At 53.5% G+C, this 13,226-nt stretch carries 11 protein-coding genes; 8 read left to right on the top strand and 3 right to left on the bottom strand.

What is annotated here, in order from left to right:
• The first annotated feature begins 688 nt into the window (after positions 1 to 688).
• From JWZ98_RS15795 to JWZ98_RS15780, 4 genes are all read left to right on the top strand, one after another.
• Positions 689 to 1,432 carry a polyphosphate--glucose phosphotransferase gene (locus JWZ98_RS15795; protein WP_033155439.1) on the top strand — a complete coding sequence of 248 codons (744 nt, stop codon included), beginning with the start codon at positions 689 to 691 and terminating at the stop codon, positions 1,430 to 1,432.
• Positions 1,433 to 1,967: 535 nt separating this feature from the next.
• A complete protein-coding gene (locus JWZ98_RS15790) occupies positions 1,968 to 2,435 on the top strand; it encodes a (2Fe-2S)-binding protein (protein WP_033155785.1) in 468 nt (155 codons plus the stop codon).
• The gene (locus JWZ98_RS15785) at positions 2,432 to 4,789 is read left to right on the top strand and encodes a xanthine dehydrogenase family protein molybdopterin-binding subunit (protein WP_051669657.1); all 2,358 of its coding nucleotides are present in this window, start codon (positions 2,432 to 2,434) and stop codon (positions 4,787 to 4,789) included. Before JWZ98_RS15790 ends, JWZ98_RS15785 begins: the two co-directional genes overlap by 4 nt.
• 127 nt (positions 4,790 to 4,916) lie before the next feature.
• On the top strand, positions 4,917 to 5,087 hold the full coding sequence (locus JWZ98_RS15780) for a hypothetical protein (RefSeq protein WP_165385976.1): 171 nt from the start codon (positions 4,917 to 4,919) through the stop codon (positions 5,085 to 5,087).
• A gap of 69 nt (positions 5,088 to 5,156) precedes the next feature.
• Here the strand turns inward: JWZ98_RS15780 and JWZ98_RS15775 are convergent, their stop codons facing one another.
• On the bottom strand, positions 5,157 to 6,002 hold the full coding sequence (locus JWZ98_RS15775) for a PA4780 family RIO1-like protein kinase (protein WP_033155438.1): 846 nt from the start codon (positions 6,000 to 6,002) through the stop codon (positions 5,157 to 5,159).
• 80 nt (positions 6,003 to 6,082) lie between these two features.
• A complete protein-coding gene (locus JWZ98_RS15770; protein WP_165385975.1) occupies positions 6,083 to 6,256 on the bottom strand; it encodes a hypothetical protein in 174 nt (57 codons plus the stop codon).
• A 59-nt stretch (positions 6,257 to 6,315) separates the two neighbouring features.
• Here JWZ98_RS15770 and crtI (JWZ98_RS15765) point away from each other — a divergent pair, with 59 nt between their 5' ends.
• The 4 genes from crtI (JWZ98_RS15765) to JWZ98_RS15750 all read left to right on the top strand — a co-directional run bounded on the left by crtI (JWZ98_RS15765) (position 6,316) and on the right by JWZ98_RS15750 (position 11,528).
• Complete coding sequence (gene crtI, locus JWZ98_RS15765; protein WP_033155437.1) at positions 6,316 to 7,851, top strand: phytoene desaturase family protein; 1,536 nt, start codon at positions 6,316 to 6,318, stop codon at positions 7,849 to 7,851.
• Positions 7,852 to 7,863: 12 nt separating this feature from the next.
• Complete coding sequence (locus tag JWZ98_RS15760) at positions 7,864 to 9,447, top strand: aldehyde dehydrogenase family protein (RefSeq protein WP_033155436.1); 1,584 nt, start codon at positions 7,864 to 7,866, stop codon at positions 9,445 to 9,447.
• Complete coding sequence (gene crtI / locus JWZ98_RS15755; RefSeq protein WP_225892877.1) at positions 9,429 to 10,946, top strand: phytoene desaturase family protein; 1,518 nt, start codon at positions 9,429 to 9,431, stop codon at positions 10,944 to 10,946. The genes JWZ98_RS15760 and crtI (JWZ98_RS15755) overlap by 19 nt, the downstream gene beginning before the upstream one ends.
• Positions 10,947 to 11,114: 168 nt before the next feature.
• Entirely contained in the window at positions 11,115 to 11,528 is a 414-nt protein-coding gene (locus JWZ98_RS15750; RefSeq protein ID WP_033155434.1) for an RNA-binding protein, read from the top strand.
• A 32-nt stretch (positions 11,529 to 11,560) separates the two neighbouring features.
• Here the strand turns inward: JWZ98_RS15750 and JWZ98_RS15745 are convergent, their stop codons facing one another.
• The gene (locus JWZ98_RS15745; protein ID WP_033155433.1) at positions 11,561 to 13,225 is read right to left on the bottom strand and encodes a diguanylate cyclase; all 1,665 of its coding nucleotides are present in this window, start codon (positions 13,223 to 13,225) and stop codon (positions 11,561 to 11,563) included.
• Between the last annotated feature and the right edge of the window lies 1 nt (position 13,226).

Genomic DNA, 13,226 nt, shown 5'->3' with positions numbered 1-13,226 from the left:
TTAGGAAAAACAGTATTACCTATCCTCAGTTTACTGTGGGTATTTGGAACTTTTCGATGGATGAGTTGGTTATATCTACGCTGTCGTTCGCTGCTGCGAATTTTCAGAACTTTGATTTTTGTTGGACCCGCTAGTGCTTTATGTTTTATGTGTGACCTCCCTCGTAAGCAGTGACTCCGGCACTGCACACTCTATAGCCTCTATCGTGGTATTCGGTAGAGGCTTTTTTTTATCTACATGACGGGCTATTTGCTCCGTACGTGGTAAATCGCGTAGCCGGCAAAAAACATGGTTAAGAGGTAAATTGTCACTGTAATCATTTTGTACTCCTGGTTATCTTTATTGTTGTGCGGCATTTATAACAGAAATCCGGGTACATAATCCGGTAATTGCTTTGGCAACAGCTTTTGCGTGTTAGTGTTGTCGGCGCTGATCGGGGTTTTCCACAAAAACTGTGGATAAGCTTGTTGGTAGGCTGGTAAAAGTTAGCGCAAGTTGCTGTATTTAAGCAGGCGCTCGTAAATTGGCTAATAATTGACCACGGTTACCTGATTCATCAATTACTCAACACCGGAAATCGATAGCTGCAACCTTTGTTTGCCGATCATTTTGACGGAAAATTTTCTAAGCTCTTAGCTGCTCTTCGCCTAGAATGTCTAATCTGCATGGCAAACTTTCAGGATATTTTATGCAAATTCTTGGTGTGGATATTGGCGGTTCGGGTATCAAAGGTGCGATTGTCGATACCTTAACGGGCGAACTGGTCTCCGAACGGCACCGGATCGATACGCCGCAGCCGGCAACCCCGGAGGCGGTAGCCGCAGTGCTGGCGCAATTGGTATTGCACTTTGGCTGGACTGGACCCATAGGCTGCGGTTTTCCGGCCGCGATTCAACAGGGCGTGGTGCGCACGGCCGCCAACATCTCCAAGGCCTTTATCGGCACTAATATCGATAAATTGTTTTCAGCAGCCACTAACTGCGAGTGTCACAACTTAAACGATGCGGACGCGGCAGGGATTGCGGAAATGCATTTCGGCGAGGGTGCCGACCAAAAAGGCGTGGTTTTGTTGATCACTATCGGCACCGGTTTGGGAACCGCGCTGTTTACCGATGGCCATCTGCTACCCAATACGGAACTGGGTCACGTGTATCTGGAAAATGGGCTGGAGGCCGAGCGTTACGCATCCGATGCTGCCCGAAAGCTGCAAGACCTAGGTTGGAAATCTTGGGGCAACCGTTTCAACATTTATCTAAACACGATGGAAAAACTGTTCTGGCCCGATTTGATTATTTTGGGCGGCGGCGCGAGTAAAAAATTCGATAAATTCAAAGAGCAGATAGGCATAAAAACGCCGGTGAAGCCGGCGGCATTTCTAAACCAGGCCGGTATTGTCGGCGCGGCTTTATTTGCTAAATCGAAAGTTACTTGAGCGATGGCGCTTCAGGACAGAAAACCTTGTTATTGAAGACGGTAAAACAAGAGTTTTTTCAAGTAGCGCTAATATTTTTTACCTTCGATAAATTCTGTTTCCAAGTCACCTTGACTATGAAATTACCCGCGGTAACCTAAGTTCATGAGGTTGCGGGCAGTGAAAAATTTATTTTTTCCGTGAGAGCAATCAGACAAGATAGTCGGCAGCCTCATATTTTCCATATGTAGTAAAAGCTAATTTTCTGACTTCTTGTATCGCAAGCTTGTCGGAGATTGGTGCAAATCATGGGTGGTGCTGGTGACGCAAGCCTCTAGGTCGGGAGATAGCTAGAGGCCCGTCATCAGTATCATTCCTGGTAGTTTCTTTATCCCCAAATGACTAAAACGCCATGTACCAGCGTTTTAGTTTGTTCCAACGCCAAGTGCCTTTACTGCCCAATCCCGCCCGTGTACCATGCTGCGAACTATCGCGCCGATATTGCTGATGGATGTGCCGGCGCCGTTATCAACCGCCGACCGAAGCGAGAAAACTCATGACAACGCTCAATATCAACGGTAAAAGCCGCAAGATAAATCTGCCCGCTGACACACCACTGCTTTGGGCGCTGCGCGACCAATTAGGGTTGACCGGCACCAAGTACGGTTGCGGCATGGCAGTCTGCGGCGCCTGTACGGTGCATATCGACGGTGAGCCAACGCGCGCTTGTGTCACGCCTATTTCGGCTGCGGTGGGCAAAAAAATTGTCACTATCGAAGCGATAGAACAGGATCAGACCGGTAAAAAAGTCCAGGACGCTTGGTTGAATTTGGGCGTGCCGCAATGCGGATACTGCCAGGCCGGGCAAGTGATGGCGGCTACGGCTTTGCTCAAAAATCATCCGCAACCCAGCGATGCCGACATCGATAAAGCCATGAGCGGCAATCTATGCCGTTGCGGCACTTATCCGCGGATTCGCGCCGCGATCAAGCAGGCCGCCGGTTTACCAGAGGTGCAATCATGAAAAACTCAGCCGAATTTCTGCAAGCCAATGCCGAGCAAAGCGATACCGACGACGGTTATTTGATTGACAACGTCAGCCGCCGGACCTTTATCAAGCAGTTTGCTCTGAGCGGCTTTGTGTTGGCCGTTGGCCTGCCTACTTTGCTTAAGGCGGACGAAGCCGCAGCGCCCGCAGCCGCCGGCAAGTTTGGCGCCGATGCGATGCCGCACGGTTGGGTCGATAATCCTTTGGTGTTTGTGGCCATTGCCGCCGACGGTGCGGTCAATATCATCTGCCACCGTTCCGAGATGGGGCAGGGCATACGCACCAGCTTGCCGATGGTGGTGGCTGACGAGCTGGAAGCCGACTGGTCCAGGGTGCATGTCGTGCAGGCGCCCGGCGACGAAAAGCGCTTTGGTAATCAAGACACCGACGGCTCACGCAGCATGCGCCACTTTTTCATGCCGATGCGCCGAGTCGGCGCGGCTGCCAGACAAATGCTGGAAGCTGCGGCGGCAGCGCGTTGGCGCGTGCCGGTAACAGAAGTCCGCGCCGAGCAACACCGGATATTGCACGTCCCCAGCGGCAAAACCTTGGGCTACGGTGAATTAGCCAAAGCGGCGGCAAAATTGCCGGTGCCAGACCGCGACAGCTTGCGTTTGAAGAATTCGGCGGATTTTCGTTACATCGGTAAAGGTCGGAAAGGCATTTACGATGGCCGCGATATTGTGTCCGGACGCGCCATTTACGGCATAGACACCCAGCTGAAAGGTCTGCTGTACGCCGTCGTGGCGCGGCCATCGGTATTGGGCGGCACAGTTTTAAAATTTGATGCCAGCGCCGCACTGAAGGTGCCGGGTGTGGTAAAGGTCGTGGAACTACCTAGCAGTCCGCTACCGGCCGAATTTAATCCGCTTGGTGGCGTCGCGGTGATTGCCAGCAACACCTGGGCGGCTATTCAGGGCCGCAACGCCTTAAAAATCGAGTGGGACAATGGCGAACACGCCAGCTACGATTCTCTAGCTTACAAAGCCGAACTGGAAGCCGCAGTCCGTCAACCAGGCAAAGTGGTGCGCCAACAAGGTGATGTCGATGCTGCCTTGCAAGGCGCGGCCAAACGCCTGGAAGCGGAATATTATTTACCGCATCTGGCGCAAGCGCCGATGGAACCGCCGGCAGCGACGGCACGTATCGTCAAGGGCCATTGCGAAATCTGGACTTGTACCCAGGCGCCGCAGTTAACCCGGGATAAGGTCGCGAAATGGCTAAAACTGCCGGAAGACAAGGTGACAGTGAATGTTACGCTGCTGGGTGGTGGATTCGGCCGTAAATCCAAGCCCGATTACGTCATCGAAGCGGCCTTGTTATCGCAAGCGATGCAAGGCAAACCGGTGAAAGTGACCTGGACCCGCGAGGACGATCTGCATCATGCCTATTTCCATACCGTGTCCTTGGAACGCTTGGAAGCGGGTTTGGATGCGCAAGGCAAACCGATAGCCTGGCTACACAGAACTGCGGCACCGAGCATTTCATCTACTTTCGGACCGGACAGCAAGCAACAGATGCCGGTGGAATTGGGGATGGGCGTGATTAACGTGCCGTTTGCCATCGACAATCTGCGCATCGAAAATCCGCCGGCCGCCGCGCATACCCGTATCGGCTGGTTTCGCTCGGTATCCAATATTCCGCATGCGTTTGCCGTGCAGTCCTTTGTGGCGGAAATGGCGACCGCGGCCGGCCGCGATCATCGGGATTTTCTGCTGGATTTAATCGGTCCGGCCCGGCGGATCGATCCGACCAGTTTAAATGACACCTGGAACCACGGCGAATCGCCGGCGCTTTACCCGGTCGATACCGGCCGTCTGCGCCGCGTGATCGAGACGGCCACTCGCGAAGCCGGCTGGGGCCGGCAGTTGCCCAAAGGCCATGGCTTGGGGTTGGCCGCGCATTACAGCTTTGTGACTTATGTGGCTGTCGTCGTGGAAGTGGCGGTGGATGAGGCCGGCAAATTAAGCATCCCTAGAGTCGATGTGGCGGTGGATTGCGGACCGCAAGTCAATCCGGAGCGGATTCGTGCGCAGATCGAGGGGGCTTGTGTCATGGGTGTCAGCTTGGCGACGCTCGGTGAAATCAGTTTTAAAAACGGCGCCGTGCAGCAAGACAATTTTCATGCTTATCAACTCACGCGCATCGATGACGCGCCACGCGAAATCAAAGTGCATCTGCTGCCGCCCGCCGAATTCGATACGCCCCTGGGCGGGGTTGGCGAACCGGGCGTGCCTCCGATTGCGCCGGCACTGTGTAATGCGATTTTTGCCGCCACCGGGCAGCGGATCCGGCAGTTACCGATAGGCGATCAGCTGCTGAAAGACTGAGAATTTATGGGCATGGCGGTGAGCTGAATTAGCTTGCCGCACCCGTTTAAAGCTTTGGTAAAACCGGTCGATAAATGGATGCCAGCCGAAACATGGCGGGTACTATTCAATCCAGAGGAGATAAATCATGTCATCCGTATCGGGAGTAGGTTCAACACCGTATTTCCCTATCACCAACCAAGCGAAACAGCCCGCAGCCAATCAGCAAGCAGCAACGCCGCCCGTGCAAGCGGTTGTGAAAGACACAGATGGCGATAATGATGCAAGAATAGGCAGCAAAATCGACACCTATGCCTGATAGGCCAGCGGTGCCAAGCAGTAAGAAAAAGCCGGGTAACACCGGCTTTTTCTTTTTTAGGGCTCAGGGCTATGGAGTTTGGAGAAAACGCTGCTTGGCTTCGTTGTCTTCGCGTGCGGCGTCTATTTCGCGGATCACACTGCGTAGATCGGCTGGTTTATTACTGTCTGCGAAATGCCCGGTCAGCTGAGTTTCCGGGTGCAAATCGCCGCTTTGGTATAGCTTCCACATTTCCTTACCAAAGCGTGTCGTCAACAATTCCGGGGCGAACTGGCCGAAGTAGGCGGCCATATTAGCAACGTCGCGCTCCAACATCGCGCGGGCGTTGTTATTGCCGGCAGCGTCCACCGCTTGCGGTAAATCGATAATCACTGGCCCGTCGCTGCCGACCAGCACATTGTATTCGGACAAATCGCCATGTACCAAGCCATCGCAGAGCATGCGCACGATCTGGTCAATCAGAAACGCATGGTATTCGCGGGCCAGCTCGGCCGGCATTTCCAGGTCGTTGAGTCTAGGCGCCGGGTGGCCGTCGGCATCTGCGACCAATTCCATCAGTAGCACGCCGTCGATGAAGTTGTAGGGTTTCGGTACTCGCACGCCGGCATCCGCCAAGCGGTATAAAGCCGTCACCTCGGCGTTTTGCCAAGCCGATTCCTGTTCTTTACGGCCATAGCTACTGCCTTTTTCCATCGCGCGGGCGCGGCGGCTATTGCGCACTTTGCGGCCTTCCTGGTAAAGCACACTTTTTTTAAAGCTGCGCTGGTCGGCCTCCTTGTAAACTTTGGCGCAGCAGATTTCCGCGCCGCAACGCACCACATACACGGCGGCTTCCTTGCCGCTCTTCAGCGAGCCTATGACCTCGTCGATCAAGCCGCTATCGATTAGGGGTTCAAGTCTTTTCGGTGTTTTCATGCTGCCTATTATGCCGCGCTCGCAGGAATATCGCGCAAAACTTCTGCCAATCGATGCACTTTTAGCCGCGAGAACAATCCTTAGGGTTCGCGCAGGCTCAAATCAATAATCGGCGCGTAAAGCCGATACACTGAATCGCCGTTGATTTCTCGGTGGCGCAACCTTAGATAAAATCGGGTTTGCCGGGTTCGCGTAGCCTCTGCTAGTGCGCTTGGTTTTACTTTGGTGTTGGTGAATAGGTCGCTTTTTGACATTTTGCTGTTACATTAGCGCTTTTATAAAACGACTCGGCAAGCACCGCTCATCTCATATCATGGCAGATTCAAAACATATCATCATCGTTGGCGCCGGCCCTGGCGGCTTGTGCGCCGGCATGTTACTCAGCCATCGCGGCTTTAAAGTGTCCATATTCGATAAACATCCCCATGTTGGTGGCCGCAATCGGGCCATTACGATGGACGGGTTTACCTTCGATACCGGTCCGACCTTTTTATTGATGAAGGGTGTTTTGGATGAAATGTTTGAATTATGCGGCCGGCGCAGCGAGGACTATATGCAGTTCATGCCGCTCAGTCCGATGTACCGGCTGTTGTATGACGACCGCGAGATCAATGTGTTTTCCGACAGGGAAAACATGCGCGCCGAACTGGAGCGAGTTTTCGATGAAGGCAGCGCCGGCTACGAGCGTTTCATGGATAACGAGCGCAGCCGCTTCAATCGTTTGTACCCGTGCATTACCCGCGATTACTCCAATTGGTCTTCGTTCTTCTCGCTGGATTTGATCAAGGCCTTGCCCTGGCTGGCCTTTCCGAAAAGCGTATTCAACAACCTGGGCCAGTATTTTGATAAGGAAAAAATGCGCCTGGCGTTTTGTTTCCAATCCAAGTATCTGGGCATGTCGCCATGGGAGTGTCCGGCACTGTTTACCATGTTGCCGTACCTTGAGCATGAATACGGAATTTACCATGTGGCCGGCGGTTTAAATAAGATTGCGACGGCGATGGCGCAAGTGGTGACCGAGTCCGGCGGCGATATTCATCTGAATGCCGAAGTGGCCTCGCTGATCGTTGAAGACGGCGCGACCAAGGGTGTGAGACTGCAAAACGGCGAGGAAGTGCGCGGCGACGAAGTGATCGTCAATGCCGATTTTGCCCACGCTATGACGCATTTGCTGGAGCCCGGTACCTTGCGCAAATACGATCATCAGCAATTGCAAAAGCGCGAGTATTCCTGCTCGACCTTCATGCTCTATCTGGGCCTGGATAAACAATACGATCTGCCGCATCACACCATTGTGTTTGCCAAGGATTACCGTACCAATATCCGCAATATCTTCAGCAATAAAACTTTGACCGAGGACTTTTCGTTTTACGTGCAAAACGCTTCGGTCAGCGATGCCAGCCTGGCGCCGGCCGGCAAGTCGGCGCTATACGTGCTGGTGCCGATGCCGAATAACGACAGCGGCGTCGATTGGCAAACCCATTGCGCCGATGTGCGCGAGCAAGTGCTGGATACGCTGGGTGCGCGTCTGGGTTTGAGCGATTTACGAGAGCATATCGAATGCGAAAAGATCATCACCCCCGGCACCTGGGAAAGCGACGAACACGTATACAAAGGCGCTACCTTCAGCTTGTCGCACAAGTTCAGCCAGATGCTGTACTGGCGGCCGCATAATCGCTTTGAAGAGCTGGATAACTGCTATCTGGTCGGCGGCGGCACCCATCCGGGTAGCGGTTTGCCGACCATATACGAGTCGGCGCGGATTTCCTCGAATCTGATTTCCCGCAAACACCGGGTGCATTTCAAGGAAATTCAACAAAGTACCTGGCTGAAAAAAGCCAAGGCCTAAGCGGTGGCGACGATGCAGGCCGTTTCACCGGTCGATGGCCGGGTGTTGGGCGACTTTCCGGTTAGCGATTTAGAGGCGATTCAGCAGCAGATGCTGGCTGCGCGTGCAGCGGCGCAAATCTGGGGCAAGCGGCCGGTAGCCGAAAGGGCGAAAATTCTAGCCAAGCTGGTGCCTTTATTGATGGCCGAATTGGACGCGATTTGCGAGCAAATCAGCCTGACTACCGGCAAAGTCCGCACCGAAGCCCTGCTGGGCGAGATTTACCCGGTTTTGGATTTGGCTCGCTATTACCAAAAGTACGCCGCCAATATCCTGAGCTATCAAGGCATTTCCACTTCACCCTTCGCTTTTCCCGGCGCCACTGCCGGCATCGAGCGGCGGCCCTACGGTGTGGTTGCGGTGATTTCGCCGTGGAATTATCCGTTTCAACTGTCGGTCGGGCCGATGCTGACCGCTTTGTTTGCCGGCAACGGGGTGATTCTGAAACCATCAGAACTAAGTTTGCCGGTCGGACAGCTGATTGTCGATTTGTTCAAGCAGCTGGACTTGCCGGAAGGCCTGGTGCAATGGCTGGTCGGCGATGGTGTGACCGGGGCGCAGCTGATCGATGCCGGCCCGGATTTGGTGTTTTTCACCGGTGGCCTGAATAGCGGTAAAGCCGTTATGCAACGCGCCGCGCAGTATCCGATTCCGGTGTTGCTGGAGCTGGGCGGCAAAGACCCGATGCTGGTATTCAACGATGCGGCATTGCAACGCGCGGCCGATGCGGCTTTGTACGGCGCGTTTTGCAATAGCGGCCAGGTGTGCGTGTCGGTCGAGCGTTTATATGTCCAGCAGGACTGCCACGATGAGTTTTTAAGCTTGTTGCAACAGGGCGTTTCGCAATTGCAGGTCGGGCACGGCCCGCACGGCGACTTGGGTGCAATGACCAGCGAAAGGCAAATTGCAGTTGTCGAGGCGCATTACCAGGACGCCATTGCCCAAGGCGCGCAAGCCTCCGGGCCGCTGGAACGGCAGGGTAATTACCTTAAACCCGTCATGCTATGGAATGTCCATCACGGCATGCGGGTGATGCGTGAGGAAAGCTTCGGGCCACTGCTGCCGGTGATGGTCTTTAGCGATGAAGCCGAAGCAATCCGTTTGGCCAACGAATGCGAATTTGGCTTGAATGCCAGCGTGTGGAGCCAGGATATTGCTAAAGCCGAGCGAGTTGCCGACCAGCTGCAGGTCGGCAATTGGGCGATCAATGATGTGATCAAAAATATCGGTCATCCAGGCCTGCCGTTTGGCGGCGTGAAAAAAAGCGGTTTCGGTCGTTATCACGGCGCGGAAGGTTTACGCAGTTTTACCTACCCCGTGGCCGGCATGACCAGCCGCAGCCATTTACCCAAGGAACCGAACTGGTTTCCGTATTCGGAACAGCGCTACCAGGACTTTAAAGGCTATATGGACTTTGTCTACGGCGAAGGTTCGTTGATACAACGCATCAAACGCAACTGGCCGGCGCTACAAGCTTTTCGGGAATATTCAGCGTTCGATTTAACCCAGCGCTGGCAAAATCTTAAATTACTGTTGTCATGGAAACGGGACTACTGATGAAGCAAAACAATAACAATAAACGTGTCGTCGTGATCGGCGCCGGTCTGGGCGGTTTGTCGGCGGCCATTTCGCTGGCTAGTGAAGGTTTCGCGGTGGAGTTGGTCGAAAAGAACGATAAGGTCGGCGGCAAGCTGAACATTATGACTAAAGACGGTTTTACCTTTGATTTGGGACCGTCGATCCTGACCATGCCGCACATCTTCGAAGCACTGTTTACCAAAGTCGGTAAAAACATGGCCGATTATGTCGGCATCGAAAAAGTCGAGCCGCATTGGCGCAATTTCTTTGAAGACGGCACGACCATTGATTTGTGTGAAGACCCGGAAAATCAGCGCCGCGAGCTGGACAAACTGGGCCCGAATACTGCCGCCGAATTCGCCAACTTTATGGCCTATTCCAGAAAGCTGGGTACGGAAACCGAAGCCGGTTACTTTGCCAAGGGCTTGGATACCTTCTGGGAATTGCTGAAGTTTTACGGCCCCATCCGCGCCTTGAATTTCGACGTATTTCGGTCGATGGATCAGGGCGTCAAACGCTTTATTTCCCATCCCAAATTGATCGACATCCTCAATTACTTCATCAAATACGTCGGCTCGTCGCCCTACGATTCGCCGGCTTTGATGAATCTGATGCCTTACATTCAATATGAATACGGCTTGTGGTATGTGAAGGGCGGTATGTACGGCTTGGCGCAGGCCATGGAAAAGCTGGCGATCGAATTGGGCGTATCCATTCGCTTGAACAGCGAAGTTGAGGAAATTCAATACCAAGCCGGCAAAGCCACCGGCATCAAACTGCAAGGCGGCGAAGTATTGGCGGCCGACATCGTAGTGTCGAATATGGAAGTGATTCCGGCGATGGACAAATTGCTGCATAACTCACCGGCGGAACTGAAAAAAATGCAGCGCTTCGAGCCGACCTGTTCCGGTCTGGTGTTGCATTTGGGTGTGAGCCGGTTGTATCCGCAATTGGCGCATCACAATTTCTTTTATTCCGATCATCCGCGCGAGCATTTCGATGCGGTGTTTCATAGCGGCAAATTGTCCGACGACCCGACGATTTATTTGGTGGCGCCGTGCAAAACCGATCCGAGCCAGGCGCCGGACGGTTACGAAATCATCAAAATCCTGCCGCACATCCCGCATATCAATCCGGACAAACCGCTGACGGCCGACGATTATTGGGCGTTGCGCGAGCGGGTATTGGCCAAACTGGAGCGCATGGGGCTCACCGATTTACGCCAGCATATCGTTACCGAGGAATACTGGACACCGCTGGATATTCAGGCCAAATACTATTCCAACCTGGGTTCGATTTACGGCGTGGTGGCGGACCGTTGGAAAAATCTCGGCTTCAAGGCCCCGCAACGCAGCAAGCAATTAAGCAATCTGTATTTCGTCGGCGGCAGCGTCAATCCGGGCGGCGGTATGCCGATGGTGACCTTGTCCGGACAGTTGGTGCGGGATAAGATTTTGGCGGATTTGGGGCAGGCTTAGCCCCAGGCAGACAAAAAATTCGGATTTGCATAAGCCGGTTAAATTTAAGCCTAAACTTAAGCGGCGTTTGTATGGCTTGGGGTTAGCCCGGCATAAACCCATTCGCGCCGGAGTGCAGTGTTCACGCGCCTTTGGCTTATTTCGTATGCCTACTGTTAGCTAGATTTTATGCTGCTTTTTTTTCGGAATATCCCGGCATCGACCCGGCCCAACGAGTTGTATTCTTACGTGGCGATGGCGGTCAGTGAAGATTTAATAGAACAGGCCAAGCACGTGATAACCGTCGATGTGATGGTGATTCGGGACAAGCGCAGCAATCAGCTGGAGCATCACGGCCTGGTGTCGGTGAATTCCGATGAAGCCGGTATTCGCGCTATTAAGAATCTGAACGGCCTGTTGTTTAACGGTTGCGAGGTTTTGGTGCGAGTTTACAAACAGCGCGACGTCAAAAATGACCGGCGCCGCAATGGGGTGCCGGTGCCGAGAGAGATTATCGAGAAACGCATTCAGGATCGGCGCCGCGGCGCTAGCGTGGAAATTTATGTCGATTTTTCCAATGTGTTCTATCCCATCACGCTTTAAAGGCGCCATGCCGTTTGGCTATTAGACTGCTGCTAAAGCCAGACGCGCACGCAGTTCCGGCCATTTTCCTTAGAGGTGTATAAAGCTTTATCGGCCTTGGTCAAGACGCAATCCGCCGTACCGCTATCGGCATGCATTAAGGCAATCCCGATGCTGACGGTTATTGGAATCACATGCTTATCTATCATCAGCGGTGTATCGGCTAGCTCCTTACGTAAGCGTTCGGCAATGATCATGGCGGGTTCGGCATCGGTCTCAGGCATGAATATCGCGAACTCCTCGCCGCCAATCCGGCCCACCACATCAATCTGACGTAATTCCGCGCGCATAATGCCGGCAAAGTGCTGCAACATCGCGTCGCCGGTGGGGTGTCCGTAACCGTCGTTAATCTGCTTGAAATGATCCAGGTCCAGCATTAATATCGCTACCCGGTGATTATTGCGCTTTACTCTGGCAAATTCGTTTTCCAGACGGGCCATAAAGTGCCGGCGATTTAAAAAACCGGTCAAACCGTCGGTTGTTGCCAATTCCCACAGCTCGGTTTGCATCCTTTTGCGTTCGCTAACATCCTGTTTAACGCCCACGAAATGGCGTATGCAGCCTTGCTGATCCTTGACGGGGGAAATCACCAGTTCTTCGTCATACAGTTCGCCATTTTTGCGCCGGTTGACGATTTCGCCGCGCCAGGTATTTCCAGCTAGTATGGTCTCCCATAAAGCCTGATAAAACGCCTGGTCTTGCTTGCCGGATTTAACCAGCTCGTTGGGCCGCATGCCGGTGGCTTCTTGGCGACTAAAGCCGGTCAGCGTTTCAAAGGCTTTATTGGCCCATTCGATATTGGCATTTATGTCGGTAATCACTACACCATGTTCCACCGTTTCCAGGGCCGATATTAACAAGTGGTCGCGCAACTCCGACGCCTTGCGCAAGCTGATATCCTGATGGATACCGACCGCGCGAATCGGTTGGCCCTGAAAATCCCACTCCAGCACGCGGCCGGTATCGTGTACCCAAACCCAATGGCCTTGCTTGTGCAGTAAGCGATGTTCAGCAGAGTAAAGCTCGGTTTCGCCGCGCAAATGCGGCTCCAGAGAGGCTGTGATTAAATGCCAATCATCCGGATGCACCAAGCGTTTCCAAATGTCGATATCGGATCCCACCTCGTCAAGCGTGTAGCCCAGCATAGAGGCCCATAGGTCGTTGAAAATCACTTTCCCGCTGGGAATATGCCAATCCCATAAGCCTAAGCTTGCGCTCTGTAAGGCCATACCCATCCGTTGCTCGGACTCGTGAAGCCGTTTTTCCAAGCTTATCCGCGTCAACGCGTAGCGTATGGCCCTGACCAGGCTGTCGGTGTCTATGCTGGATTTGATCAGATAATCCTGCGCGCCGCAGTCCAGAGCCTTCAGAGAAAACTCGGTATCGTCGTGCCCGGTCAGCACGATAATCGGCAGTAGTCGGGTCGCTTTGCGAATGCGTCTGACGGTATCCAAGCCTCGCGAATCCGGTAGGCTTAAATCCACCAGCACCACGTCGATTTTTTGTTGGGCAATAATTTGTTCGCCATCCGCCAAATTCTCGCGCCAGATCAATTCGAAACGCAGAGTAGGCGAGGCGCGCAAATATTGACGAACCAGGCTGGCATCGCCCGGTTCGTCTTCGATTAATAAAACGCAGCAATTTGTCGCTTCGGTCATA

The organism is Methylomonas sp. EFPC1, from assembly GCF_016925515.1.
Taxonomy (GTDB): domain Bacteria; phylum Pseudomonadota; class Gammaproteobacteria; order Methylococcales; family Methylomonadaceae; genus Methylomonas; species Methylomonas defluvii.
Note: the sequence above shows the minus strand (reverse complement) of the source record. Positions and strands in the feature narration are given on the sequence as shown.